The following is a 24,972-nucleotide window of genomic DNA, read 5'->3' as shown; positions in this document are numbered from 1 at the left end:
CCGTGATCCTGGGATCCGCGCTGGACGTCGCGGCACTCGCCGCCTTCCTCTCGCCGGGCGTCGACGCCTCCCTCCGCGCCGTTCTGGGCGGGATCACGATGCTCGCCTCGATGGCTTTGCCGTGCGCGCTGCTCGCCGTCGGCTCCTGGCGGGGCATGCCGTGGGCCGCGGTCCTCGCGCTGCTCCCGGTCCTCGCCCTCGGCGCGGCGGCGACGGGCGCGTCCGGGCGCGCTCCCTTCGTCCTGATCTCGGTCGTCGTCTGCTGGGCGCTGCTCCTGACCGCCGCGCGGTGGCTCGCGGGCTGCGTCGCGCGTGCGCACGTCGGCACCGCCCGCCTCCGGACCGCCCACGACGCCGAGCGCCGCTCGAGCGAGAGCGAGTCCCGGCACCGCGCCGACGCGCGGCTGATGCACGACACGATCCTGGCGACGCTGACGCTGGTGGCGCACCGGGGGGAGGGCGTACCCGCTCCCGTGCTGCGCGACCGGGCCGCCGCCGACCTGGCCCTCCTGCGCGGTCTGGAGACGGTGGAGGAGCCGGACCCGGACGGGGCGGCCGGGGTGCCGGAGGCGCTCCTCGCGCTCGGTCGGCGGTCGGCGGCGGTGGGCGTGGAGGTGCGCTGGCACGGCGGTGCGCAGCCGCGGATCCGACCGGAGGTGCTCGACGCCGTGGTGCGCGCGACCGGGGAGTGCCTCGAGAACGTGCGGCGCCACTCCGGAGCGGCCCTGGCCCACGTGAGCGTGGCGGAGGAGGCGGGCTCGCTCCGCGTCGTCGTCTCGGACGAGGGGCGCGGTTTCGACCCAGCCGCGGTGGCGGCCGGACGCCTCGGCCTCGCGGAGTCGGTCGTCGGCCGGATCGAGACGGTGGGCGGCGAGGTCCGGGTCTTCTCGGCGCCCGGGTCCGGCGCGACCGTGCTGCTGAGCGTGCCGCTGTGAGCGGGTCGCGGCAGGAGGAGGGGACGCTCCTGGAGCTGGTCCGGGCGGCGGACAGGAGCCCGGGCGCGCTGTGGAGCATCCGCGAGCGCCTCACCCGGCCGAACCGCCTGAGCGGGAGCTACCTCGGGCTGGGCTTCCTCACGATGGCGGTGCTGCTCGACATCCGCGGAGTGATCTCGTACCTCTGGTCCCTCGACGCGCGGTCCGCGACCTGGCTGAGCGGACTCTCCTGGCTGCTGGTCGTCGTCGCGAGCGCGGTGGGGGTCTCGATCGCCCTCCGCCGCCACGGCGAGCTGCCGCGCCGGGTCTTCGCGGGCGTCCTCGCTGTGGACGTGGCCGCGCTGCTGCTCGAGTTCGCCGACCACGCCCTGCCGACACCGGCTCCGATGTACTACCCGTCGGTCTGCGTGGGAGTGGGCGCGGGCGTGATCGCGCTGATCACCTTCCAGCCGCTCTCGCGCTCGTTCCTCGCTCTGGTGGTCCTGGTCGGGCTCACGGCGCTCGGCCTCGTCGGCCAGGCGCTCCTCGGCGACGGAGGCGCCGCCCTCGCGGTGAGCAACGTCCTCCTCGCCGTCGCGCCCGCGGCCGTGTGCGTCGTCGTGCTCACCTCGCTCGACCAGTACGTGCGGCGCACGCTCGACCGCAGCCTGGCCGACGGCACCGTCCACGCCGCGGACGACGAGTTCTCGCAGGTGGACGCCCGCATCGAGGAGCTCCTCGAACGGGTCCGGACGCCGGTGCCGCTGGACGAGGAGCTGGGCGAGCGGGCGCGGGTGCTCGGAGACGAGCTCCGCGAGGCGCTCGCCCGCAGCCACGACCGCACCTGGCTGAGGATCGCGGTGGAGGAGTCGGCGCTGCTGTCCTCCGCTGTCGCGATCGACGATCCGAGCGGGGCTGCGGCGCTGCTGGCCCCGCTCGACCGCTCGCGGCTGCTCTCGGTGCTCTGGCTGCTCACCGCCCCCGCGGGGAGGACTCCGCTCGCCGTCCGCCTGGAGCCGGGCCAGAGCGGCGGGGTGGAGCTCGCCCTGGTCGCCGCGGGCATCCGCGCCCGCGACCTCGACCGCTCGGTCTGGGGCATCCTCAGCGAGCTCGGCGAGCACCGCACGACGACCGACCACGGCGCGACGAGGATCCTCGTCGCCCACCGGCCCCGCAGGAGGACGACGACATGAGCGACGAGCCCGCGATCACGCTGGCCATCCTCGACGACCACCCGATCCTGCTGGCGGCGCTGGCGGAGTGGATCCGCCGCTCGGGCACGGACATCCGCGTGGCGGCGACGGCCGGCACCTGGACGGACCTGCTCGCGCACCCGGCCTTCCCGACCGACGTGGTGCTGCTCGACATCGACCTCGGCGACGAGCTCGACCTCGCCATGAAGATCCGGATCATCGCGGCCGCCGGCGCCGCCACGATCATCATCAGCACGCACTCCGAGCCGGGGACGATCAGCCGGGCGCTCGAGGCCGGAGCGCACGGCTACGTGGTCAAGAGCGAGCGGACCGAGACGATCCTCGCGGCGATCCGGGCGGCGGCGCGCGACGAGCGCTTCCTGACGGCGCAGACGCGGGAGCTGCTCGGGGCCGACCGCCCGGGCACCCTGACGCACCGCGAGCGGGAGATCGTCCGCCTCTTCGTCGACGGGATGCCGCTGAAGCAGGTCGCCACGCTCCTCGGCATCACCCAGGACGCCGCGCGGAGCTCGCTGCGCAGCGCCCGGGGCAAGTACCGGGCGGAGGGGCTGGCCGTCGGCACGAAGATCTCGCTCCGCCGGCAGGCGCTGCGCGACGGGATCGTCGAGCGCTAGGCGCGCGCTCGACGATCCCGGGGGCCTAGACCGTCTCGGCGCGCTTCTGCCGCGCGGGCTCGGCGGGGTCGGAGGGTCCGTTCCAGATCGAGACGATGCCCCAGACGACGGCCGCGATCGGCACGGCCAGCACGGCGCCGACGATGCCGGCGAGGACGGTGCCCACGGTCAGGGCGATCAGGACGATCAGCGGGTGCAGCTTCAGCGAGCGCGCCATCACGACCGGCTGGAGGAAGTTGCCCTCGAGCTGGTTGACCCCGATGACGACCAGGATCACGATCAGCGCGGCGACCGGGCCGTTGGCGACCAGGGCGACGAGAGCGGCGAGGATGCCGGCGGCCGTGGCTCCGACGATCGGGATGAACGCGGTGAGGAAGACGATGACGGCCAGCGGGATCGCCAGCGGCACCTGGATGATCGCCAGCGCGACGCCGATGCCGATCGCGTCGACCGCCGCGACGGTCGCCGTTCCGCGGACGTAGCCGCCCAGCACGTCGACCGTCTTGTGCCCGACGCGCTTGGCGCGCTCGTAGCCCGAGCCGGTGAAGGGGCGCAGGAGGAACTCCCAGATCTTCGGGCCGTCCTTCATGAAGAAGAAGAGCACCACGATCATCAGCACGAGGCCGGTGATGAAGTTCGCCGCTGCGGAGACGCCCGCGAGCGCGCCGTTGCCGAACGAGCTGGAGGTGAGGAAGTCGACGACCGACTGGCGGGCGGACTCGATCTGCTCGTCGGTGATCTGGAACGGCAGGTGCTGCACGTAGTCCTGCAGCGAGGTGATGCCGTCGGAGGCGCTGCTGACCAGCTCGTCCCACTGGTTGCGGACCGCGACCGTGATCAGCCAGCCGACCGCGCCGAGGATCGCGAGCAGCCCGATCAGCGCCAGCCAGGTCGCGAGGATCGACGGCACGCCCTTGCGCCGCATCCACGCCAGGACCGGGTGGATCGCCGCGGCGAGGATGAGCGCGATCATCACGGGGATGAGCACCAGCGTGAGCTGCGTCATCGCGAAGACGAGCACCGAGGCCAGCAGGAGGACGATGACCACCTGGAGGCAGCGGGTGGCGAACCGGCCGAGGCCGTCGCTCCAGACCCGCCGCTGCGGATCGGGTGCGCTCGGCTGCGGCGCTGCGGCGCTGGTCGAGGAGTCGTTGCGGTCGAAGAAGCCCATGGAGGGACGGTATCGGCTCGGGCCGACCTGCCGTCCCTCCTTGACACCCCGGCCGCGCCGCGGCGATCCGGGGGTCAGAGACCGGCGGGCTTCTCCGGCGTGCGCAGCCAGGTGTCGAAGAAGTCCGCCAGGTCGGAGCCGGAGACGTTCTCGGCCAGGGCCTGGAAGTCGGCGGTCGTCGCGTTCGAGTAGCGGTTCTCGGAGGCCCAGCGCTTCAGCAGCACGCCGAACGTGTCCGCGCCGATCCGGTCGCGGAGGGCGACGAGGGTCAGGCCGCCGCGGGCGTAGACGGGCGCGTCGAAGAGGCCCGCGGCTCCGGGGTCGGCGACGGCGGTCGACCAGAACGGGTCGTCGGCGGGAGCGGCGGCGACCCGGGCGGCGGACTCGGTGACGCTCGCGCCGCCGGTGTGCTCCTCCCAGAGCCACTCGGCGTAGGTCGCGAAGCCCTCGTTCAGCCAGATGTCGGACCAGGTCTCCGGCGTGACGCTGTCGCCGTACCACTGGTGCGCGGTCTCGTGCGCGACGGTCGACTCGTCCGCGCCGCCGGAGTAGAACGAGCGGCCCTGGGTCTCGAGGGCGTAGCCGATCCGCTCGTCGTCGACCACGGCTCCGGCCGAGCGGAACGGGTACGGGCCGAAGACGGAGGAGAAGTAGTCGATGATCGCGCCCTGCTTCGCGAGGGCCGCCTCGGTGCGGGCGCGGGAGTCGCCGGTGATGTCCCGGTCGATCGCGTCGATGGTCGTCACGCCGCCCTGGGTGGAGCGGACCAGGTCGTAGTCGCCGATGTTCACCATGGCGAGGTAGCTCGCCATCGGGCTGGTCTCGACCCAGCGGGAGGTCGTCCACCCCTTCGACGTGGTGGGGGAGCCGACCGGCAGGCCGTTCGCGACGACCGTCCGGCCCTCCGGGACCGTGATGCTGAAGGTGTAGCGCGCCTTGTCGGCGGGCGAGTCGTTGACGGGGTACCAGGTCGAGGCGCCGTCCGGCTCGCTGGCGACCAGGGCGCCGTCGTCCGTCGACCACCAGCCGAAGGGGGCCCCGGTGCCGTCGACGGGGTTCCCGGTGGTCCCGGCGTAGTCGATGCTCACCAGCGCGGGCAGGCCCTTCCGGAGGGTCCGGGCGGGCGTGACGGTCAGCTCGTCCCCCGACTGCGAGAACCGGGCGCCCCCGGCGTTGACGGTGACCTTCGAGACGGTGAGGCCGGTCAGGTCGAAGGAGAGCGAGCGCAGGTCCTTCTGGGGCGCGAGGGTGACCACGGCCCTGCCGCCGAGGGCCCGGGTCGCCGGATCGTACTTCAGGACGAGGCTGTAGGTGAGGGCGTCGAAGCCGCTGCTGCCGAGGCCGGGGAAGTACGGATCGCCGGCGCTGGTGCCCCCGTCGACGGCGCCCGCGCGGGCGGCGGGGGAGGCGATGGCGGCGGGTGCGAGGAGGAGGGAGGAGGCCACGAGCGCGCTGAGCGCGGCTGACGCACGGAATGTCATGTCCGCACGCTAGCGGGCGGGCGTTTCGTGCGCGTGTCGGCACCGTGCCGAGGAGAAGCCTCGTCGATCGACGGACGGGCGATGACGCTCCTGCCGGGGCGAGTCAGCTGCGGAATCCGTCGCGGCCACGGAGCATCGCACGGTGGAACTACCCATTCGAGCCGCCGGAGCCCCGCGGATCGTTGCGGCGGCGACGGATTCCGCACTACAGTCGCCGTGTTCATGCAGGTGCATGGGGTGCGGTACCCGAAGCCGCACTGCACCGCCCTGCTCGGAGCAGACGCCTCCGCCGGGAGGGATGACGATCCTCTCTCCCGGCGGGAGGCGGACCGGGCGGATCCGCCCGGCCGCCGCCGGCGCTACGCCGGGACGCGCACCGTCAGCCCGCCGGGCTCGATCCAGGTGCGGAACGCCGAGGTCGAGCCGAACGGATCGCCGTCGAGCTCGATCTCCTGCGCGTGCTCGAGGCGGACCGTGAGGTCGCGGCCCTTCACGTACCGCAGGGCCGACACCTCCTTGGTCAGCCCCATCAGCTTCTTGCCGACGACGCCGCTGCGGCGGAGCACGCCGTTCTCCCACACCACCTTGAAGATGATCTGCACCCAGCCGAAGAAGCCCTCGGGGCGCAGCAGGACGATGTCGAACTCGCCGTCGTCGACGGCCGCGTCCGGCAGCAGGAGGATGTTCGCCGGCAGGGCGCCGCAGTTGCCCACGATGATCGTGTGCGCGCGCACCTTGCGGGTCTTCGAGCCGTCGAGGCGGTAGCGGAACTCGAGCTGGTTCTTGTCGAGCAGGGCCTTCCGCAGCGCGTCCACGTAGGCGAGCCAGCCGGCCCGCTTCTTGAGGTCGTCGTCGGTGTTGGCGAGCATCTTCGCGTCGATCCCGAGGCCCGCCATCACGACGTAGGCGTGGCGGTCGCGGCCCGTGGAGGTCTCGATGTCGATCATCCCGACGTCGATCGCCCGGTCCTGTCCGGAGAACGCGACGGTCAGGGAGTTGTCGATGTCGTCGAGCGTGAGGTTCAGGTTGCGGGCGAGCAGGTTGCCGGTGCCGGAGGGCAGCAGCGCGAGCGAGGCGTCGGAGCCGCGGAGGGCCTCCGCCACGACGCGGACCGTCCCGTCGCCGCCGGCCGCGATCACGACGTCGGCGCCCGCGGCGAGGGCCTCCTTCGTCTGACCGGCTCCGGGGTCCTCGACGGAGGTCTCGTACCAGAGCGTCTCCTCCCAGCCGGCGGCCTCCTCGGCGCGCTTCACAGCGGCCTTCACCGACTCCAGGTCGACCTTGACGGGGTTGTAGACGAGGGCGGCACGGCGGCGCTCAGGCATCGTCGCGGCTCTCGTCGAGCTCGTCGCCGTTCTCGTCGACACGGCCCGGACGCACGGCGGCGTCCTCGCGGATGTCGATGCGGGTGTCGCCGGCCTCGGTGGTGGAGACCTCGATGCGCGGGGCCGCGTCGGCCTCCGTCGCCTTCGGGGCGCTGGTCAGCTGGTCGTGGCGGTCGTCCGCGCTCTGGTCGGTCATGCCTGGACGGTAGCAGCGGGCGATCCGCGCCCGCGCGGGCTTGCGTCAGCGGCTGCGTGCCGCCTGAAGACCCCAGAGCACGAGCGGGATCTGGAGCGGGAGGCGCAGCAGCGTGATCACCCGGGTCCGAGGCCGACGGGCGTCCCGCGCCATCTGCACGTTGCCGGGGAGGACGGCGGCCATCAGGGCGGCGGAGGCGAGACCGCCGGCCGCGCGGGTCCGCGGGTGCAGCGTCGCGGCCGCGCAGACCAGCTCCGCCGCTCCCGAGACGAGGACCCATCCGCGCGCCGAGCCGGGCATCCCTCGCGGGACGACCGCGTCGAAGGTCCGCGGGTGCACCAGGTGCACGACTCCCGAGACCGCCATCGCCGACACGAGCACGAGCGGGCCCGCGCCCAGGCGGCTCATCGGCCCTCCGCCCCGCGCTCGAGCGGAGCGACGTGGTCGAGGATCCGGCGCCACTCGCGCACCAGCGCCAGCCGGCCGGCCCCGTCGACCGTCACGGTGCGCGCCCGCGCGAGGCGGCCGCGGTACCAGCGGCCGTCCTCGGCGCTCGCCACCGGGTCCGCGTCGCCGTGGACCAGGAGCGTCTCGGCGGTCACCCGGTCGAGGTCGTCGGCCCAGGAGCCGTCGCGGAGCGCCGCGAGGTCGGTCGCGGCGCCGCTCGGGCCCTGCCGCCAGCCCTCGGAGAGCATCCGCTCCAGCCGGTTGCGCAGTCCGCCGTGGGTGGCGAGCACCGGGTCGTCGGAGTCGATCCCGAGCGCGTCCAGGCCCGGCTGCGTCTGCGGGAGGGCGGCGGCGATCGCGTCGGCGTCCTCCCCGCGGAGGGTCTCGCGCCGCTCCCACGCGCTGGTGGGGTGCACGATCACGCCGGCCTGAGGGGGCGCGGGGGTGCCGACCAGCGCGAGGCGGTCCACGAGGTCGGGGTGCCGGGCCGCGAGCGAGAGCGCGAACGCGCCGCCGGAGCCCCAGCCGACCACGCCGACGCTGCCGAAGCGGGCGCCCTCGACCATGCGGGCGGTGCGCTCGGAGCGGCGCAGGTACTCGGCGAGGTCGTCCGCGCGGTCCTCGACGCGGCCGTGAGCGGCGTCGACCGGGTCCGAGGCGCCGTAGCCGGGGCGGTCGAGGATCAGCAGGTGCAGACCCCACGGACCGGTGACGGTCGGGTCGGGGTCGAAGCCGCCCGCTCCGGGAGTGGGGTGGCAGAACACCACCAGCCGGTCGGCGACGGGATCGCCCGCCGCCGAGACGCCCATCCCGCGGCCGGACCGCAGCTCGAAACGGTGGTTCGCCATGTCGCCTCCCGGGTGCGCCGAGGGTCGGCGCGTCGCCCCCAGTCAAGCGGAGACGGCGGCCCGCGCGCTGGGCCTTGTGCCGGAGCGGGAGCAGTCGGACGCGTCCGGAGCGGGCGTGCTCGATGCGGGTGGTGCGACCGTCGTCAACCCCGGTGACGCGCCCTCCGCCGTCCGGTGGACTGGACGGTCCCTCGAGGAAGGACCACCCGTGATCCGCACAGCACTGCCCGCGACCGTCGACGACGTGGAGCTCGACCCGGTCGGCGACGACGGCTGGCGGGTCCGCGCCCGCACCGAGGACCCGCGGGAGCCGGAGGCCGTGCTCGGCTTCATCACGCCGGTCGACGGCGGCTTCGAGGCGCACCGCCTCGGGCTGCCGCAGGAGGACGTGACCTGCCCGTCGCTCGAGGACGCGCTCTCGAGGTACGTCGCCGAGGAGCCGCTGCCCGCGTGGATCCGCTCCGCCCGGAAGGATCCGCGGACCGGCTTCCTCGGCGGGCGGGAGGTCGTGGTCGGCACCCCCGAGGCCGAGGGGGCGGGCCTCCTGGTCGTGCACGTCGACGGCGAGCTCGCCGGGCACGTCGTCGCGACCACCCCGATCGCCTTCGTCGCCGAGCGCGGCGACCTCCCGCCCCTCGTCGTCGAGTCGATGGACGGGCTCCTCGCGCTCGTCTCGGGACTGCGCCGGTAACCCCTGCCCCCCGCGGAGGTCGACCCCCGTGGCAGGCGGCCGGCCGCCGCCTAGCGTGCTGGGAGCGGGCCGGCACCGCCGCCGCCCCGCACCACGGACGACGAAGGGAATCACCATGACCGACTTCACCGACCGCACCGCGATCATCACCGGCGGCGCCGGAGGCATCGGCCTCGCGACCGCCCGCGCGCTCCTGGACGCCGGAGCCCGCGTCGTGCTGGTCGACATCGACCAGTCGGCGCTCGACGAGGCGGCCGCGGGCCTCGAGGCGGAGGGGCGCGTCCTCACCGTCCGCGCCGACGTCTCCGACCCCGACGACGTCGACCGCTACGTGAGCGCGACCGTCGACGCCTTCGGCGGGATCGACGTCTTCTTCAACAACGCCGGCATCGAGGGGAGGGTGGCGTCGATCGTCGACACGGCCCCCGAGGACTTCGACCGCGTCATCGGCATCAACCTGCGCGGTGCCTTCCTCGGGCTCCGCTCCGTGCTGCCGCGGATGATCGAGCAGGGGCGGGGCAGCGTGATCAACACCTCCTCCGTCGCCGGGCTCAACGGCGCCCCGGGCCTCAGCCCCTACGTCGCCTCGAAGCACGGGGTCGCCGGGCTCACCAAGAGCGCGGCCCTCGAGGTCGCGGGCACCGGCGTCCGGGTCAACTCGATCCACCCGTCGCCCGTGAACACGCGGATGATGCGCTCGATCGAGGCGGGCGGCGGCGACGCTGAGAAGCAGCGTGCCGCCTACGAGGCCGGGATCCCGCTCGGACGCTACGCCGAGGCCTCGGACATCGCCGCGCTGGTGCTCTTCCTCGCCTCGGACGAGAGCTCGTTCATCACGGGCGCCCAGTACCGGATCGACGGCGGGATGGGCGCCGGGCAGTAGCGGCGCGGGCCGGGCCGCGGGCGGGAGCCGTCGTCGCCGACGCACCGTCCGTTCGCCCGATGTTCACGTGACGCCGCGGAGGAGGGGAGCGAGGATGGGGGCGTGTCCCGTCGCCTCCTCCTCCCCGTCGCCGGCGTCCTCGCCGCGGCCCTCGCTGCCGGCGGGCTGACGCTCCTCGTCTGGACGATCGACGAGACGCCGTTCGCACGGCCCGACGCCGGCTTCGACCGTCTGACGAGCGAGGTCGCCGCGGTGCCCGGAGTCTCCCTCGATGGCGCCGAGCGCTGGGTCGAGGCGCCGGCGTTCGGCCCGCCGACCTCCTGGGTCGGGGTCGCGGTCGAGGAGCCGGCGCTCGCCGACGCCCTCGCGACGGCCTGCGCGACCGAGTACGCGGATCCGGTGCTGTGGTCGTTCCGGGCGACGTCCGCAGGCGGGAACACCCTCTCCTTCGCGGGCGCGGAGGAGCCGACCGCCGCGTGCCCCGCTCCCGCTGTCGACGCGTCGGCCCTGCTCGAGCGGATCGACGGGCTCGGCCGCGACCTGGAGCTGCACGCGTCGCTCCGCGAGGGGTCCTTCGCCCTCGACTCCTTGGAGGACGTCTCCGGCGGGCTGCCCGCGCTGCTCCCGATCGTCCGGGCGGCGGAGGACCTGCGGGACGCTGCGGGCGCGGAGCGGGGCGCCCCGGTCGAGATCTCCGGTCCCTGGGCCGCGATCACCGTCGGTCCCGGCGAGCAGGAGCGGACCGCCGCGCTGCTCACGACCCTCGTCGAGGAGCACGGCGTCACCGCCTACTGGGCGACCGAGGACGGCCTGCGGATCGTCGCGCCCGACGGCGGGCACGCCGCGATCGAGGCCGCTGTGCGCGACTCCGGGCTGCCGGTGGCCGACCGGTCCCTGCGCTTCGAGGCCGACGAGTCCTGACGCCGGGCGGCCGTGAACGGGTGCGGCCTGGCTCAGACCTCGGTGGCGGGTGCTCGACGGGCTCCCCGGCTCACTACGGGAGGCACCTCCAAGACGGGGACTGCACGCTTCATGAACCGGTCGAAGTCCGGAACAGTGAACGCGGCGTACCCGTGCTCGGGAGTGAACAGGAGCCCCATCCCGATCAGCTCCGCGCGGACCGATCCGAGCTGAGTGGACGCGCGCTCCAGAAGCGCCGCGACGTCGCCCGCTTTCTGGGGCTCTGGTCCGAGCTCCGCCATGGCTCGCATGTACGCGGTCTGAAGTGGACTCGCCCGATCGAGTCGCACGCGGAAGAAGGAGCTGTCCAGCTTCGCCTCGTAGGCCTCCCTCGCCAGTTCGACGTCCTCCCGGTGGATGCGATCGTTCTCAGCCACCGTCCAGACCTGGTAGCCCAGTTCCTGGATGAAAGAGGGGTATCCGGTCGTGATCTCGACTGCGAGTTCAACAGCGTCGTCGTCGTAGACCGCGCCCTCGGCCGCTGCCGGCTCTCGGAGAGCCGCTACCGCTTCGTCGTGATCGAGCGAGTCGATCCGCGGAAAGGTGAAGAGCCGCTCGGCGTACGATCTCGCATCGCCCACCAGCTCGGCGATCTGCGGAAGACCGGCACCGACGAACGTGACGGGGAGGCTCCGCTGCACGGTCTTGTGGATGGCTTGGATGAGCGCTTCGAGCTGCGGTGAGTCGAGGAACTGGACCTCGTCGATGAGCAGGACGATCCCCTCGCCCTGCTCGGCCGCCGCTTCACCCACGGCGACGAGGACGTCCGTCAGGTCCAGTCCGAGATCCCGATGATCGGCCACTCCTTCTGCCAGCGGTACATCCCATCCGATGGACCACTCGCCGTCCGCTCCGACAGACACCGCGAAGGCGCTCAAGACCGCGGCGGCGTGCCTCCCGCGGTCAGTCCATCTCGCGCGGGGAGACAGGCGGAGGAGTGCCGCCTTGAGCTGGGATGCCAGCACCTGGCGGAACCGGCCCTCGTCGTGCTTGACCGCCTCGAACTCGATCACTGTCCCCGTTCTCCTCCTGGGCGATCGTCCGGAAGCCGTTGAGAAGGACCGTCTTTCCGACGCCCCGCAGCCCCGTGATGGTCATCGACTGGTTCGTGCGGCCCCGTCGCAGGCGCGTCAGCAGCGTGCGGAACGCCTGGGTCTGCTCGTCTCTGCCGATGAGGATCTCCGGTCGCGCTCCCGCGTTCGGCGTGTAGGGATTGTCGACGGCATCCATACGGGCCGGTTCAGGAGTCTTACTGTGCTTTATCCAGATCGAGTGAAGCGCAGTAAAGCCATCGAACGGCGCCCGTCACGCGCGCCAGGCCGCCAGCTCCTCCGCAGCCGCCAGGACGCGGTGGGTCGGCGAGAGGTCGAGGACGCGCGCGCCTGAGCGCCTGCGAGGCCCGGATCCCGCCTCCTGGACCCGCGACCCAGGGAACGCTGGCAGGATGTACGGGACGGTCGGTGCGCGAGAGCGCGCCGCACGGACGGCACCGCCCGCTGAGAGCGGCCCCGCCCGGCCCCGTCCCGCACACCTCCACCCGCTCCCGACAGCGCTCACAGCGCCGGAGCGACACATCACCGCGGCCCGACCGGGCGCGCGGTCGGACCCTGCGCCGCGCGCCCGCGTCCAGCCACTCCCTCCCGGAAGAACCGCATGAGAAACGCCAGAACCGCCAAGCCCGCCCGCCACCACCTCGAGCTCCCCAAGCCCAAGCCCCTCGAGAAGGGCGCCATGCGGATCACTCCGCTCGGCGGCCTCGGCGAGATCGGCCGCAACATGACCGTCTTCGAGCACAAGGGCAAGCTGCTCATCGTCGACTGCGGCGTCCTCTTCCCCGAGGAGAACCAGCCCGGCATCGACGTGATCCTCCCCGACTTCGCCGCGATCCGCTCGCGCCTGAAGGACATCGAGGCCATCGTCCTCACCCACGGCCACGAGGACCACATCGGCGGCGTGCCGTACCTCCTCAAGGAGCGCGGCGACATCCCGATCATCGCCTCGACCTTCACCCTCGCGCTGATCAGCGCGAAGCTGCAGGAGCACCGCATCACGCCGCGCACGCGCCCGGTGAAGGAGGGCGACCGGATCGACGCCGGCGTCTTCGACCTCGAGTTCCTCGCCGTGAACCACTCCATCCCGGACGGGCTCGCCGTCGCGATCCGCACCGAGGCCGGCCTCGTGCTGCACACGGGCGACTTCAAGATGGACCAGTTCCCGCTCGACGGGCGCACCACCGACCTCCCCGGCTTCGCGCGCCTCGGCGACGAGGGCGTCGACCTGTTCCTGGTCGACTCCACGAACGCCGACGTCCCCGGCTTCGCGATCTCGGAGGGCGACCTCGCCCCCGCGATCGACCAGGTGTTCCGCACCGCGCCGCGCCGCATCGTCGTGTCCAGCTTCGCGAGCCACGTGCACCGCATCCAGCAGGTCCTCGACGCCGCGCAGCGCCACGGCCGCAAGGTCGCCTTCGTCGGCCGCTCGATGGTCCGCAACATGGGCATCGCCGCCGACCTGGGCTACCTCAAGATCCCGGCCGGCCTCGTCGTCGACATGAAGGTGCTCGAGAAGCTCCCCGCGACCGAGATCGTGATGATCTGCACCGGTTCGCAGGGCGAGCCGATGGCGGCGCTCTCGCGCATGGCCAACAAGGACCACATCATCGACATCGGCCCCGGCGACACCGTGCTGCTGGCCAGCTCGCTGATCCCCGGCAACGAGAACGCGATCTACCGGATCATCAACGCATTCACCCGCTGGGGTGCCACCGTCGTGCACAAGGGCAACGCCAAGGTGCACGTCTCGGGCCACGCCAGCGCGGGCGAGCTCGCCTACTGCTACAACATCCTGCGCCCCACCGCGGTGCTCCCCGTGCACGGCGAGTGGCGCCACCTCACCGCGAACGCGGCGATCGCGACGCGCACCGGGATCGACGAGAAGGACGTCTTCGTCATCGAGGACGGCGTCTCGATCGACCTGGTGAAGGGCCGCTCGCGCATCAGCGGGCGCATCCCGGCCGACCAGATCCTGGTCGACGGCACCACGATGGGCGTCGCCACCGAGGACGCGATGAACGACCGCATCGTCCTCGCCGAGGAGGGGGCCATCACGGTCCTCGCCATCGCCGACCTCGACCGCGGCACGCTCGGCGAGCCCGTCGAGTTCTTCACCCGCGGCTTCGTCGAGGAGCCGGGCTGGAAGGCCAATGCGAGCAAGGCGATCGACGACGCCGTCCTGCAGGCCGCGGGCAAGCCGGTCGAGCTCGAGGCCATGGAGGCGCTGATCACGCGCACCCTCGGCCGCTGGCTGACCCGCCGCCACCGCCGGAACCCGGTCATCACCACGATCGTCGTCGAGGAGTAGGCGCCTTCCACGCCGCCCTCCGCCTCCGCTACCCCCTGCCCCGCGAGGCGCGGGCGGAGCAGAGTGGGAGGGTCGGCAGGTCGCCGACGCGAAGGGAGAGCGCCATGAGCACCGACCGCACCACGGGTGAGGACACCGAGAAGACCGAGGACCTCCCCGACGGCACCGGGACGGACACCTCCTCCGGTGGCGGCGACACCGACACCGTCTCCGGCGGCGAGCCGGACGAGCCCGCCGAGTAGGGCCGTGAACGACGAAGGGCGGGACCGCGAGGTCCCGCCCTTCGTCGTTCCGCCGATCAGATCAGCGGGCCGTCGCTCTCGCTCGAGCGGCGGGTGACCTGCTCGCCGCTGGCCGGGTCGACGGCCGAGCGCGTGGTCGAGACGGCCTGGCGGCGGCGCGTCAGCAGGACCAGCCCGAGGATCAGGCCGACCGCTCCGGCCGCCATGAGGATGTAGCCGACCAGCTTCAGGTCGATCCCGGACACCTGCACGTCCACCGCGAAGGCGAGGACCGCGCCGACGACGAGGAGGAAGATCCCTGCTCCGATGCTCATTGCGTGCTCCTTCTGACTGCCGCCGGAGCGCGCGCGGGAAGCGCGCAGGGGCACCGGCGATCGCCCCACGGTAGACCCGGGGTCCGGCGGCCCCCAGGCCTTCCGGCGGGAGCCTCCGGGGGTGTAGGGCGGTGCGGGTCAGCGGTCGGAGACGCGGAGCATCACGCGGGTGCGGTCGGCGCGGGTGACCAGGCCCTCGATCAGGAGGAACACGCGGTACTCGAGCCGGTACTTCGCCAGGAACACGCGGCCCAGGCGCTCGACCTCGCCGGGGTCGGCGTCGATCTCCGCGGCGGCCTCGACCGGCACCGCGTAGTCGGAGACGCGGCCGCGGCGGTCGCAGGGGACGAGGGTCACCCGCGCGTCGTTGCGGAGGCGCTTCACCTTGCCGCTGCGGCGGGGAGTGGTGACGATCAGCTCGTGGCCGTCGCGGGCGATCCAGACCGGGGTCGAGACGGCGTCCCCGGACTTCCGGAACGTGGTGAGCGAGACGAAGCGCTCGTCGGCGAGGGCGGTGAGGTCCTGGGAGAGGGGCATGTCCGAAGTAGAGCGGCCGGGAGCGGTCACCGCAAGCCTCCGTGGCACCTCGATCCGCCCCCGTAGGGTGGAGTGATGACCGACGCGACGCCTCTGATCGGCCCGACCGAGGCGCCCGATCTGCACGTGATGACCTACAACATCCGCCGGCGGATGCCGCGCCTCACCTCCCGCGCCGTCGACCAGTGGGACCGCCGCCGCCCGCTCGTCCAGCGGGTGCTGGAGCAGGAGCGCCCCTCGATCCTCGCCGTGCAGGAGGCGCTGCCGGACCAGTCGGCCGCCGTGCACGAGGCGCTGGGCTCCTCCTTCGAGGCGATGGGCTTCGGCCGGGACGCGGACCGCGGCGGCGAGCGCGTGATGCTCTTCGTCGACCGCAGCCGCTACGCCGTCCGGCACTGGACCCAGATCGCCCTCTCGGACACCCCGGACGTCGCCGGCTCGCGCAGCTGGGGCAACCGCATCCCGCGCACCGCCGTGATCGCGGAGCTGACCGATCACGCGACCAGCCGCGAGCTCACCGTGATCTCGACCCACTTCGACCACATCTCGCGGCGCTCGCGCCAGCGCTCCGCCGAGCTGATCGCCCGCCGCGTCCTCGAGCTCGGACGCCCCGCGATCGTGATGGGCGACACCAACACCGACGTCGACACCGTCCCCTACCGGACGATCCTCGAGGAGGGCCGCCTCGCGGACGCGTGGGAGACGGCGGAGAAGCACCTCACCCACTCGTGGAGCACCTTCTCGAACTACCGCGCGCCGGCGCCGGGCAAGCGGATCGACTGGCTGCTCGTCAGCGAGGGCGCCTTCGAGGTCGTCTCCGCGGGGATCAACGCCGTCCGCTACGGGGGAGCGGCGCCCTCCGACCACGAGCCGGTCCAGGCCGTGCTGCGCTTCACGAACCCGTGAGCGGCTCCGCCCTCGTCGAGACCTTCCTGGTGCCCCCGCGCACCCGCGGGGAGTGGACGGCCGACGGCATCCGCGCGATCGGGGCGGCGAGCATCGTGGCGGCCGCGATCGGCTGGGACCTGGTCGACGTGGCGGTGCTCGCGCTCGCGGCGATCGGGCTGGTGCTGCCGCGCTTCCTCGGCATCCGTCCGGCGCTCGACGCCCTCTTCGGGCTCGCGCTGCTCGTGGCGTCCTGGAGCAGCGTCCTCGGCCTCTACGAGGCCTGGCCGCAGTGGGACCTGGTCGTGCACTGCGGGCTCAACGGGCTGATCGCCGCGGTGGCCTACATCGTCGCCGCGCGGGCCGGAGTCGTGCCGGCCGTCGCGGGCGATCGCGGGCCGCTGCTCCCGGCGGTCGTGCTCTGCGCCTGCTTCGGGACGACGGCGGGCGTCCTGTGGGAGTGGGGCGAGTGGGCGGGGCACCGCTTCATCGACTCCTCGATCTTCGTCGGCTACGAGGACACGCTCGGCGATCTCGCCGCCGGCGCGCTGGGCTCGATCCTCGCCGGCGCGCTGATGCGCTTCTGGTCCGCGAAGTCCCGGGTGGTCGGACTAGGCGCCTCGCGCGGCGTCGGAGGTGCGGCGTAGCCTGTCCCGCATGTGCGGCCGCTTCGCGATGGACTCCGAGACCGATGAGCTGATCCGCGAGTTCGTCGCCGCGGGCGGGCGCGCCGAGGACTGGGCGCCCGACTACAGCGTCGCTCCCACCGACGTCGCGCCGATCGTGCGCGAGCGGCTCCACGACGGCGAGCGGGAGCGCGAGCTGGAGCTCGCGTCCTGGGGCTTCACCCCGTCCTGGTCGAAGGGCAGGGGGCCCTCGCCGATCAACGCGCGCCTCGAGTCGGTCGCGACGAACGGCCTGTTCCGCGGGGCGTTCGCCAAGCAGCGCGCGATCGTCCCGATGCGCGGGTACTACGAGTGGGAGACCCGCGCCGACGGCAAGCAGCCCTGGTTCCTGCAGGGCGAGGAGCCGATCCTCGCCGCGGCCGGTCTCTACACGGCCCGCAAGGAGGGCGACGACTGGCGCGTCTCCTTCACGATCATCACCCGCGAGGCGCGCGACGCCTCCGGCGAGGTGCACGACCGGATGCCCGTGTTCCTCACGCCCGACGTGCGCGACGCCTGGCTCGACCCGGCTCCGCTCGCCTCCGCCGAGGAGATGCTCGCCACCCTCGACCGGGCGTCCGTCGCGATGGCCTCGACCGTCACGGCCCACCCGGTCGACCGCCGCGTGAACAACTCCCGCACGGTCGACCGCCGCGACCCGGGCCTGCTGACGCCGATCGCCTGACGCCGTTCGCCTGACAGGCGCGGGACGATCCGCGCGGTCTGCGGAACCTCCGGGCGAGGGCGGACGACCGGTGGTGGGCGGACCGGAGAGCCCGGGAGGGGCGGAGCCGCGGCCCCGCCCCTCCCGGGCGTCCTACTTCGTGCCCGCGTGACCCGGGAACGGCTTGCCGTTCAGCGAGACCTCGTCGGGGTCGACCTCGACGTCGCCCACGTCGTCCGGGCCGCCCGTGCCGGGCACGGCCTTCACCTCGGCCGAGCCGGAGACCTCGGTGCGGCTCTCCGCCGGATCCGAGTCCTGCTTGGCCTCGGTCTCGCGCTCGCTGCCGGGCGACTCCGAGATGTCCTTCTCGATGGTCTCGCTCTCGGAGGAGGTGGCGGGAGCCGCCCCGTCCGGCTTGCCGATGGTCGAGCCCTGGTCGTCCTGCTCCGTGCGGTCCTGGTCCATGTCGTCGCCTTTCGTCGGGACCTCCGACGCTACGTCGGCGCGCGCGCGGGGGCACCCGCTTGACAGCCCGGCCGGGGGAGGGCGGCGTGCAGGGTCGGCGTACTACCCTGGGTCGACGGTCGCACCGGGGGGCGCGGCACACCCGCCGCCGACCGCGAGGAGGACCCGTGGCATCCCACCGGACAGGCGACACCCGCATCGTCGGGACGACGGTCGACGGCCGGTACACGATCGAGGAGCTCATCGGCCGCGGCGGCATGGCCACGGTCTACCGGGCGCGAGACGGCGTCCTCGGCCGCTCCGTCGCGCTGAAGATGTTCGCCCCCGGCATCGACGACGCGCAGGACCTGCAGCGCAAGGCGTCCGAGATCCGGCTGCTCGCGGCGCTCAACCACCCCGCCCTCGTCACCCTCTACGACGCGCACGACGGCGGCGACGACACCAACGGCCAGGCCTACATGGTGATGGAGCTCGCCGAGGGCCCGAGCCTGTCCGAGCGGCTCGCCGAGGGCCCGGTCGCGCCGAACGACGTCGCCTCGATGGCGGGCGACCTCGGCGAGGCCCTGCACACGGTCCACGCGGCCGGAGTCGTGCACCGCGACGTGAAGCCGTCGAACGTGCTGCTCGTCCCGAGCCCGCTGACCAGCCGCGAGTTCCGCCCGAAGCTGGCCGACTTCGGCATCGCCTCCCTCATCGACGCGACGCGGATCACCGCGCCCGGCACCCTCATCGGCACCGCCGCCTACCTCAGCCCCGAGCAGGCGCACGGCGACCCGGTCACCTCGGCGAGCGACATCTACTCCCTCGGCCTGGTGCTCCTGGAGTCGCTGACCGGCCGCCGCCCGTTCACGGGCTCGGCGATCGAGGTCACGCTCGCCCGCCTGCTCCGCGACCCCGAGGTCTCGGAGTCGCTCGGCAGCGGCTGGACCTCGCTCCTGACCTCGATGACGCGGCGCGAGCCCGGCGAGCGTCCCGCCGCGCTCCAGGTGGCGGAGTCGGCACGCCGCCTGATCGATCCGCGGCGCGACTCCCCGCCGGCGGCCATCGTCGTCCCCGACGTCCCCGCCACCCGGGTGATGTCGACGGAGCCGCTCGCCGAGACCGAGCCGATCACGCGGACGGAGGCGCTCGACCCGACCCGCCGGCTCGCGGCCGACGCGTACCCGGCCACGGAGGCGATCGCTCCGACGCAGCGCTTCACCGCGACCGAGCGGATCGCTCCGGCACCGCGGATCGCTCCGGCACCGCAGACCGCTCCGGCGCCGCGCACGGCTCCGCTCCGCTCCGCGGCCGCCCCTCCGCAGCGCCGCGGCCCGAGCCCGTGGCTGATCGTGCTGGTGCTCGCGCTGGTCGCGGTCGCCGTCGGGCTCGCGATCATCCTGATCGACGGTCCCCAGTCGCCTCTGCCGCAGGTGGGCGGCGAGCTGGGCGACCACCTCCGTCAGCTGCGCGAGAGCATCCGCTCGTGAGGGGCCTCCGACTGCGCGCCGCCGGCGCCGTGCTCGCCTCGGTCCTGCTGCTGAGCGGATGCTCCTCCGCGCCGCAGGGCATCGACGAGGGCACCGCCCAGACCCTCGACGACGCGGTGGTGGCCGTCGCCGAGAAGGCCTCGGCCGACGACTACCAGGGCGCTCTCACCGAGCTCGCCTCGCTGCAGTCGGCGCTCGACGCCGCGCTCGCCGAGGGCTCCGTCAGCTCCGACCGCGCAGCGACGGTGCAGGCGCAGGTCGACGTCGTCCGCGGCGACCTCGAGGCCCTGATCGCGGGAGCCCCGGAGCCGGCACCGGCCGAGACGACCGAACCGGCTCCCGAGGAGACGACCCCGGTCGAGGAGGAGCCGGAGGACACGCCGGCCCCCGTCGAGACCGAGGACGACCCCGCCCCCTCGCCCGAGGAGTCGGAGCCGGAGGAGACGCCGACCGAGCCGGAGGAGCCCGCGGAGGAGACCCCAGCCGCTCCCAGCGACGACGCTCCGGGGAGCAGCGGCGACGCTCCGGGGAACAGCGGTGGCGCACCCGGCAACAGCGGGAACGCTCCCGGCAACGGCAACGGCAACGGCAACGGCAACGCGGGCGGCAACGGCCCGGGCGCTCGCGGTGCAGCGACCGGCGTCGGCGCCCCCGCGGGCAGCGGTGCCGCACCCGGGGCCGCGAAGGGCCCCGGCGGCCGCTAGAGCGCTATTCCTGGGTCGAGAGCACGGCGAACGCGGCGTCGAGCTCGACGTCCACGTCCGTGCCGTCCTCGCGGGTGACCTCCACCTCGAAGGCGTGGTCGGCGTCGTCGCTGCGCTCGGCCTCGGTGACGGTCCCGGAGCCGACGGCGCCCAGCGCCGCCTCGCTCGCGCGGGCGAGGTCGTCGCCGGTGAGGTCGTCCGGGTCAACGGCGGCCGTGGTCGGGTCGCCGGCAGGCACGCCGTCGTCGCCGGAGCCGGCCTGGAGGGCGCGGTCGTCGGGGTCCACGGACACGACGGCGAAGGAGTCGTCGAGGCGCACCTCGTACTCGAGGCCGGCGCGGTCGGTCAGGTCCAGCTCGTAGCCGGTGGCGCCGTCGTCGTCGCGCTCGGCCGAGGTGACGGTCCCGCCGCCGATCTCGGCGAGCGCGGCCTCGCTCGCGCGGTCCAGGTCGCTGCCGGTGAGGGAGTCGGACCCCTCGAAGCCGTCGGTCGCCGCGTAGGCGATGCCCGTCCCGGCTCCGATCAGCACGACCGCTCCGGCGATCCCGGCGATGATCTTCGTCTTCTTCTGCACGATGGCTCCGTCCCGGCGCCGCTCGTCGACGCCTCCAGCACTCTCGCGGTCGGGCGCTGAAGCAGGCCTGAAGCGCCCGCTCAGCGGACGAGCGGCACCCGCACCTCGACCCGGGCGCCGCCCAGCGCCGAGTCGCCGACGACGACCCGTCCGCCGTGGGCCCGCGCGATCCCGGCGACGATCGCCAGGCCGAGGCCCGACCCTCCGGCGTCGCGCGCCCGGCCCTCGTCGAGGCGGACGAAGCGCTCGAGCACCCGCTCGCGCTCCGCCGCCGGGATCCCCGGCCCGTCGTCGTCCACCGCGAGCACCGCCTCCGCTCCGTCGACCCGTGTCGAGAGCGCCAGCTGCGAGGAGCGGTGCCGCACCGCGTTGTCGACCAGGTTCCGCAGCGCCCGCGAGAGCAGGGCCTCGTCGGCCACCGCCTGCACGGGCGAGATCCCGCTCGCGTCGACTCGGGCTCCGGAGTCGCGCAGGCGCCGCACCTCGCCGAGGGCGAGGTCGTCGAGGTCCACCGGGGCCGCCGCCAGGGCCAGGCGCGCCTCGTCCGACCGGGCGAGCAGCAGCAGGCCCTCGATCAGCCCGCCGAGCCGCACCGACTCCTCCGCGACCGTCCTCGCCAGCCGGGCGGAGTCGAGCCGGTCCGGGTGCGCGAGCGCCACCTCCGCGGTCTGGCGCAGCGCCGCGACGGGGGAGCGCAGCTCGTGCGAGGCGTCCGAGACGAAGCGCCGCTGCCGCTCCTGCCCGCTCTGCAGCCGATCGAGCATCCGGTTGAGGGTGTGCGCCAGCCGGTCGACCTCGTCGCCGGAGCCGGGAGCGGCGATCCGGCGGTCCAGGGCGGAGGAGGTGACCGCCTCGGCCTCCGCGCGCATCCGCTCCACGGGGCGCAGCGCCCGGCCGACGACGACGGCGCACACCACCGCCACCAGCGCGATCAGCAGCGGGACGGCGACCGCGAGCAGCCCGATCGTCGTGGACACCGCCTCCTCGCGGCCCTCGTCGGGCACGCCGACCACGACGAGGGAGTCGTCGTCGAGCTCTCGGGCGGCGACCACCACCGCCCCCTCGTCGTCCATGTCGACCGTGACCGGGTCGTCGCTCTCGGCCAGCGCGAGCGGAGGGAGGTCCTCCGCGTCCTCGCCCGCGGCGGTCACCCGCCCGTCGACCACGAGCTGGACCAGTCCCTCCGAGCCGCGGACGGCCTCCGGGCCGCCCTGCTCGACCAGCGCCGCGACCCGCTCCGCCTCGGCGTCGGCGGCGGAGGCGGCGCTCGAGGCGAGCACGGAGGAGAGGATCAGGACGAAGAGCACGCTCCCGAGGAGCGCGGCGGCGGCCACCACGGCGGTCGCGGCCGCGGTGATGCGGGTCCGCAGGCTCCGGCGGCTCACCCGGCCACCAGCGTGTAGCCCGCCCCGCGCCGGGTGCGGAGTGTGTCGCGGCCGAAGGGCCGGTCGATCTTGTTGCGCAGGGTGCGGACGTAGACCTCGACGATGTTCGGGTCGCCGTCGTAGTCGAAGTCCCAGACGGCTCCGAGGACGTCGCGTTTGGAGACGACCTCGCCCGCCCGCGAGACGAAGTACTCGAGGACGCTGAACTCGCGCGCGGTCAGCGGCACGGCGACTCCGCCCCGCTCGACGCTCCGGGACGCCGGATCCAGCACGAGATCGCCGACGACTCGCACCGTGGGCCGCTCGGCGGCTCCGCGGCGGATGAGGGCACGCAGCCGCGCGACGAGCACCGGGAACGAGAACGGCTTGGTGAGGTAGTCGTCGGCGCCGGTGTCGAGGGCCTCGACCTGGTCGAGGTCGCCGTCCTTCGCGGTGAGCATCAGGATCGGGGTCCAGTCCTCGGCGGCGCGCAGCCGCTCGCAGACGCGGAAGCCACTGACGTCCGGGAGCATCAGGTCGAGGACGATGGCGGCGTAGTCGGCCTCCTGCGCGTACCAGAGGGCGTCGGTGCCGGTGGTCGCGGTGTCCACGGCGAAGCCCTCGGCCTCCAGGCCCGTCTCGAGGGCGCGGAGCAGGTTGATCTCGTCGTCGACGACCAGGATGCGGATGGCGGCCTCCCCGGGCTCGGCGCGCGGGGCCCCGCGCGAGCCCAGGCTAGCCGCGGCCCCGCTGAAGCCCGCCTGAAGGGCCGGCGGACCACCTCCCCGCCGAGGCGCCGGCTCCCCGCCGGGACACCGGCCGGAGCGCGGTGTCCCGGCGGGACGCGCGGCGCCCGGGCGCGGGTCACTCGTCGCGGTCGGTGTACTCGCCCTCGCCCTCGGCGGAGGTGCCCGCGGCGCTGGTGTCGACGTAGCTGCCCTTGTCGGCGGTGCTCTGCTCGTTGACCGAGGTGTCGACGTAGCTGCCCTCGGCCTCGCCGGCGGTGTGCGAGACGCCCTCCGTCGAGGTGTACTCGCCGCCCTCGGTGTCCTCGGTGCTCGTGCCCTCGGCGACGTGACGGCCGTGGCCGGCGGTGTGCTCGTCGTGACCCTCGTGGTGGTCGTGGTGCTCGTGACCCTCGTGGTGCTCGTTGTCGTGGTCGTGGTGGGCCATGGCGGCCTCCTCGCTTCGTCGCGTCGGTGCGCGGTCGGATCCGCCGCGCTCGCTCCGAGACTTCTGCATCGGGGGCGGGGGTGCAATACGTGGCGGCTGCACATCCGTGCCGCGCAACTCCTACCGGCGCCGGATCCGTCCGCCTAGCCTCCGAGGATGAGCAGACCCCTTCGCACCCGCTGGAGCGTCATCGGCCAGCTCGGCCCTGCCTTCGACGACGGCGGTCCGATGCTGCTGGTCGAGGCCCGATCGGCGTTCGGGCGCCGCCCGATGCACCGCGCCAAGGCGCAGCTGTTGCTGTCGGCGCTCCGCCACCGCGCCCGCGAGCTCGGGGACCGCGCCGAGTACGTCCGCTCCGAGACCTTCGGCGAGGCCCTCGCCGGGCGCGACGACCTCGAGGTGATCGACCCGCCGACCCGCGGCGGCCGCCGCCTCGCCCGCAGGCTCGGCATGAGCGTCCTGCCCAGCCGCGGCTTCATCACGGCCGAGGAGGACTTCCGCGAGTGGGCGCTCTCCCGCTCGGGCAAGCGCCTGCTGCTGGAGGATTTCTACCGGTGGAGCCGCGAGCGCACCGGCGTGCTGATGCGCGGCGACCAGCCCGAGGGCGGCCGCTGGAACTACGACCACGACAACCGCCAGCCTCCGCCCAAGGGCGCCTCCCGGCTCGGCCTGCCGGACCCGTGGTGGCCGGAGGAGGACGACATCGACGAGGAGGTGCGCGCCGACCTCGCGCGCTGGGAGGCCGAGGGGGCGGTCCGCCTGGTCGGCGCCGACGGTCCGCGCCGATTCGCCGCGACGCCCGCCGAGGCCGAGGCGGCGCTCGCCGACTTCGTGTCGTCGCGCCTGGGCGACTTCGGGACCTACGAGGACGCGATGCTCTCGGGCGACTGGACGATGGCCCACTCGCTGCTCAGCGCCCCGATGAACCTCGGCGTGCTCGATCCGCGGACGGTCGTCGAGGCGGCCGAGGCGGAGTACGCCGCCGGGGGCGCGCCGATCGCGGCGACGGAGGGGTTCATCCGCCAGATCCTCGGCTGGCGCGACTACGTCTGGAACCTGTTCTGGCACCTCGGACCGGAGTATCGGAACCGCAGCCGCGCGCTCGGCGCCTCCACGCCGCTGCCCGCCGAGCTGCTCGCTCTCGACCCGAGCGGCATCGAGGCGAACTGCCTGCACGAGACGCTCGACGACGTGCACCGGCACGGCTGGGCGCACCACATCCAGCGCCTGATGGTGCTCGGCAACTGGGGACTGCAGCGGGGGTGGGATCCGGCGGAGCTCAACGACTGGTTCGTGGACGTCTTCGTCGACGGCACGGAGTGGGTGATGCCGGCGAACGTGATCGGGATGTCCCAGCACGCCGACGGCGGCGTCGTCGCGACGAAGCCGTACGCCTCGGGCGGCGCCTACATCAACCGGATGTCCGACTACTGCGGCGGCTGCCGCTTCGACCCGAAGGTGCGCCTGGGCGAGAACGCCTGCCCGGTGACCGCCGGGTACTGGGCCTTCCTCGACCGGGCCGAGCCGGTCCTCCGCGGCAACCACCGGATGGCCCAGCCCCTCGCGGGCCTGCGCCGCCTCGCGGACCGCGAAGCGGTGGTCGACCAGGAGCGCCTGCGCGAGACGTACTGACGCGGGGCCGGCGGCACGCCCGCCGCTACTCCGCGCGCACGAAGCGCGACACGGTGACCGCGACCGTCACCGCGGTCGTCCCCTCCGCCGCCGCGAGCCGCGCGTCCAGCGCCTCGGGATCCACGTGGTGGGCACTCGGCCCCATCAGCACCTCGGCGCGCAGCTCGTCGACGCTCATCA

General features: G+C 73.8%; 29 protein-coding genes. 14 read left to right on the top strand and 15 right to left on the bottom strand.

The genetic code is table 11. The features are described 5' to 3' along the window. The 3 genes from C5C33_RS18675 to C5C33_RS15405 form a co-directional block, all read left to right on the top strand. Positions 1 to 935: sensor histidine kinase (locus tag C5C33_RS18675; protein ID WP_181136265.1), on the top strand; the 935-nt coding region annotated here is incomplete at its 5' end. Continuing rightward, positions 932 to 2,107, top strand: a complete 1,176-nt coding sequence (locus C5C33_RS15410) for a hypothetical protein (RefSeq protein WP_104261540.1) — start codon at positions 932 to 934, stop codon at positions 2,105 to 2,107. The genes C5C33_RS18675 and C5C33_RS15410, both read left to right, overlap by 4 nt. After that, positions 2,104 to 2,742, top strand: a complete 639-nt coding sequence (locus C5C33_RS15405; RefSeq protein ID WP_104246949.1) for a response regulator — start codon at positions 2,104 to 2,106, stop codon at positions 2,740 to 2,742. Before C5C33_RS15410 ends, C5C33_RS15405 begins: the two co-directional genes overlap by 4 nt. Before the next feature lie 25 nt (positions 2,743 to 2,767). Here C5C33_RS15405 and C5C33_RS15400 read toward each other — a convergent pair whose 3' ends face one another. The 6 genes from C5C33_RS15400 to C5C33_RS15375 all read right to left on the bottom strand — a co-directional run bounded on the left by C5C33_RS15400 (position 2,768) and on the right by C5C33_RS15375 (position 8,210). Next, positions 2,768 to 3,913 (bottom strand): AI-2E family transporter, encoded by a 1,146-nt coding sequence (locus tag C5C33_RS15400; protein WP_104226105.1) that lies wholly within the window; start codon positions 3,911 to 3,913, stop codon positions 2,768 to 2,770. Between the two features lie 74 nt (positions 3,914 to 3,987). Then, positions 3,988 to 5,394 (bottom strand): M1 family metallopeptidase, encoded by a 1,407-nt coding sequence (locus C5C33_RS15395; protein ID WP_104261539.1) that lies wholly within the window; start codon positions 5,392 to 5,394, stop codon positions 3,988 to 3,990. Between the two features lie 359 nt (positions 5,395 to 5,753). Continuing rightward, complete coding sequence (locus tag C5C33_RS15390) at positions 5,754 to 6,719, bottom strand: diacylglycerol kinase family protein (protein WP_104222931.1); 966 nt, start codon at positions 6,717 to 6,719, stop codon at positions 5,754 to 5,756. Next, entirely contained in the window at positions 6,712 to 6,915 is a 204-nt protein-coding gene (locus C5C33_RS15385) for a multidrug transporter (protein WP_104222930.1), read from the bottom strand. Before C5C33_RS15385 ends, C5C33_RS15390 begins: the two co-directional genes overlap by 8 nt. Before the next feature lie 45 nt (positions 6,916 to 6,960). Then, positions 6,961 to 7,323 (bottom strand): hypothetical protein, encoded by a 363-nt coding sequence (locus C5C33_RS15380; RefSeq protein WP_104222929.1) that lies wholly within the window; start codon positions 7,321 to 7,323, stop codon positions 6,961 to 6,963. After that, positions 7,320 to 8,210, bottom strand: coding sequence for an alpha/beta fold hydrolase (locus C5C33_RS15375; protein ID WP_104261538.1), 891 nt, complete (start codon positions 8,208 to 8,210; stop codon positions 7,320 to 7,322). The genes C5C33_RS15380 and C5C33_RS15375 overlap by 4 nt, the downstream gene beginning before the upstream one ends. A 208-nt stretch (positions 8,211 to 8,418) precedes the next feature. Between C5C33_RS15375 and C5C33_RS15370 the strand changes: the two genes are divergently transcribed. The 3 genes from C5C33_RS15370 (at position 8,419) to C5C33_RS15360 (ending at position 10,705) form a co-directional block, all read left to right on the top strand. Then, positions 8,419 to 8,901, top strand: coding sequence for a hypothetical protein (locus C5C33_RS15370; RefSeq protein WP_104261537.1), 483 nt, complete (start codon positions 8,419 to 8,421; stop codon positions 8,899 to 8,901). 115 nt (positions 8,902 to 9,016) lie between these two features. Continuing rightward, positions 9,017 to 9,784: an SDR family NAD(P)-dependent oxidoreductase gene (locus C5C33_RS15365; RefSeq protein ID WP_104261536.1), complete on the top strand. Its 768-nt coding sequence runs from the start codon at positions 9,017 to 9,019 to the stop codon at positions 9,782 to 9,784. Positions 9,785 to 9,886: 102 nt separating this feature from the next. Further along, entirely contained in the window at positions 9,887 to 10,705 is an 819-nt protein-coding gene (locus C5C33_RS15360) for a hypothetical protein (protein WP_104246945.1), read from the top strand. Positions 10,706 to 10,737: 32 nt separating this feature from the next. On the opposite strand, the gene C5C33_RS15355 is transcribed toward C5C33_RS15360, so the two are convergent. Both C5C33_RS15355 and C5C33_RS19075 read right to left on the bottom strand, forming a co-directional pair. Continuing rightward, positions 10,738 to 11,757 (bottom strand): ATP-binding protein, encoded by a 1,020-nt coding sequence (locus tag C5C33_RS15355; protein WP_258069269.1) that lies wholly within the window; start codon positions 11,755 to 11,757, stop codon positions 10,738 to 10,740. Next, positions 11,648 to 11,974 carry an ATP-binding protein gene (locus tag C5C33_RS19075; RefSeq protein ID WP_258063615.1) on the bottom strand — a complete coding sequence of 109 codons (327 nt, stop codon included), beginning with the start codon at positions 11,972 to 11,974 and terminating at the stop codon, positions 11,648 to 11,650. Before C5C33_RS19075 ends, C5C33_RS15355 begins: the two co-directional genes overlap by 110 nt. 423 nt (positions 11,975 to 12,397) lie before the next feature. On the opposite strand from C5C33_RS19075, the gene C5C33_RS15350 reads away from it, so the two are divergent. Both C5C33_RS15350 and C5C33_RS18670 read left to right on the top strand, forming a co-directional pair. Continuing rightward, a complete protein-coding gene (locus C5C33_RS15350; protein WP_104222925.1) occupies positions 12,398 to 14,104 on the top strand; it encodes a ribonuclease J in 1,707 nt (568 codons plus the stop codon). A 104-nt stretch (positions 14,105 to 14,208) separates the two neighbouring features. Beyond that, positions 14,209 to 14,346: a hypothetical protein gene (locus tag C5C33_RS18670; RefSeq protein WP_159940924.1), complete on the top strand. Its 138-nt coding sequence runs from the start codon at positions 14,209 to 14,211 to the stop codon at positions 14,344 to 14,346. A gap of 56 nt (positions 14,347 to 14,402) precedes the next feature. Here C5C33_RS18670 and C5C33_RS15345 read toward each other — a convergent pair whose 3' ends face one another. Then, positions 14,403 to 14,660 (bottom strand): DUF6458 family protein, encoded by a 258-nt coding sequence (locus tag C5C33_RS15345; protein WP_104222924.1) that lies wholly within the window; start codon positions 14,658 to 14,660, stop codon positions 14,403 to 14,405. Positions 14,661 to 14,798: 138 nt separating this feature from the next. Beyond that, positions 14,799 to 15,197, bottom strand: coding sequence for a PPOX class F420-dependent oxidoreductase (locus C5C33_RS15340; RefSeq protein WP_104246944.1), 399 nt, complete (start codon positions 15,195 to 15,197; stop codon positions 14,799 to 14,801). Between the two features lie 75 nt (positions 15,198 to 15,272). Here C5C33_RS15340 and C5C33_RS15335 point away from each other — a divergent pair, with 75 nt between their 5' ends. Genes C5C33_RS15335 through C5C33_RS15325 form a run of 3 tightly spaced genes read left to right on the top strand, consistent with a single transcriptional unit; the run spans position 15,273 to position 17,432 of the window. Further along, positions 15,273 to 16,103: an endonuclease/exonuclease/phosphatase family protein gene (locus C5C33_RS15335; protein ID WP_104261535.1), complete on the top strand. Its 831-nt coding sequence runs from the start codon at positions 15,273 to 15,275 to the stop codon at positions 16,101 to 16,103. Beyond that, on the top strand, positions 16,100 to 16,729 hold the full coding sequence (locus C5C33_RS15330; RefSeq protein ID WP_104261534.1) for a hypothetical protein: 630 nt from the start codon (positions 16,100 to 16,102) through the stop codon (positions 16,727 to 16,729). Before C5C33_RS15335 ends, C5C33_RS15330 begins: the two co-directional genes overlap by 4 nt. A gap of 10 nt (positions 16,730 to 16,739) precedes the next feature. Next, complete coding sequence (locus tag C5C33_RS15325; protein WP_104233062.1) at positions 16,740 to 17,432, top strand: SOS response-associated peptidase; 693 nt, start codon at positions 16,740 to 16,742, stop codon at positions 17,430 to 17,432. Between the two features lie 132 nt (positions 17,433 to 17,564). On the opposite strand, the gene C5C33_RS15320 is transcribed toward C5C33_RS15325, so the two are convergent. Further along, on the bottom strand, positions 17,565 to 17,876 hold the full coding sequence (locus C5C33_RS15320; RefSeq protein ID WP_104222919.1) for a hypothetical protein: 312 nt from the start codon (positions 17,874 to 17,876) through the stop codon (positions 17,565 to 17,567). Positions 17,877 to 18,043: 167 nt separating this feature from the next. Here C5C33_RS15320 and C5C33_RS15315 point away from each other — a divergent pair, with 167 nt between their 5' ends. Both C5C33_RS15315 and C5C33_RS15310 read left to right on the top strand, forming a co-directional pair. Further along, positions 18,044 to 19,345 (top strand): serine/threonine-protein kinase, encoded by a 1,302-nt coding sequence (locus C5C33_RS15315; protein WP_104261533.1) that lies wholly within the window; start codon positions 18,044 to 18,046, stop codon positions 19,343 to 19,345. After that, on the top strand, positions 19,342 to 20,049 hold the full coding sequence (locus C5C33_RS15310) for a hypothetical protein (protein ID WP_104261532.1): 708 nt from the start codon (positions 19,342 to 19,344) through the stop codon (positions 20,047 to 20,049). The genes C5C33_RS15315 and C5C33_RS15310 overlap by 4 nt, the downstream gene beginning before the upstream one ends. 4 nt (positions 20,050 to 20,053) lie before the next feature. On the opposite strand, the gene C5C33_RS15305 is transcribed toward C5C33_RS15310, so the two are convergent. The 4 genes from C5C33_RS15305 to C5C33_RS18665 all read right to left on the bottom strand — a co-directional run bounded on the left by C5C33_RS15305 (position 20,054) and on the right by C5C33_RS18665 (position 23,160). Further along, positions 20,054 to 20,623 (bottom strand): PepSY domain-containing protein, encoded by a 570-nt coding sequence (locus C5C33_RS15305; RefSeq protein ID WP_104226118.1) that lies wholly within the window; start codon positions 20,621 to 20,623, stop codon positions 20,054 to 20,056. 80 nt (positions 20,624 to 20,703) lie between these two features. Continuing rightward, positions 20,704 to 22,008, bottom strand: a complete 1,305-nt coding sequence (locus tag C5C33_RS15300) for a cell wall metabolism sensor histidine kinase WalK (RefSeq protein WP_104261531.1) — start codon at positions 22,006 to 22,008, stop codon at positions 20,704 to 20,706. Beyond that, a complete protein-coding gene (locus tag C5C33_RS15295) occupies positions 22,005 to 22,676 on the bottom strand; it encodes a response regulator transcription factor (protein ID WP_104222956.1) in 672 nt (223 codons plus the stop codon). The genes C5C33_RS15300 and C5C33_RS15295 overlap by 4 nt, the downstream gene beginning before the upstream one ends. Positions 22,677 to 22,851: 175 nt before the next feature. Beyond that, entirely contained in the window at positions 22,852 to 23,160 is a 309-nt protein-coding gene (locus C5C33_RS18665) for a hypothetical protein (RefSeq protein ID WP_181027115.1), read from the bottom strand. A gap of 156 nt (positions 23,161 to 23,316) precedes the next feature. Here C5C33_RS18665 and C5C33_RS15285 point away from each other — a divergent pair, with 156 nt between their 5' ends. Beyond that, complete coding sequence (locus C5C33_RS15285) at positions 23,317 to 24,792, top strand: cryptochrome/photolyase family protein (protein ID WP_104261530.1); 1,476 nt, start codon at positions 23,317 to 23,319, stop codon at positions 24,790 to 24,792. Positions 24,793 to 24,972: the final 180 nt, after the last annotated feature.

Source organism: Rathayibacter sp. AY1H3 (assembly GCF_002932015.1).
The sequence above is the reverse complement of the archived record's forward strand: the minus strand, read 5'-3'. Positions and strand labels throughout refer to the sequence as shown.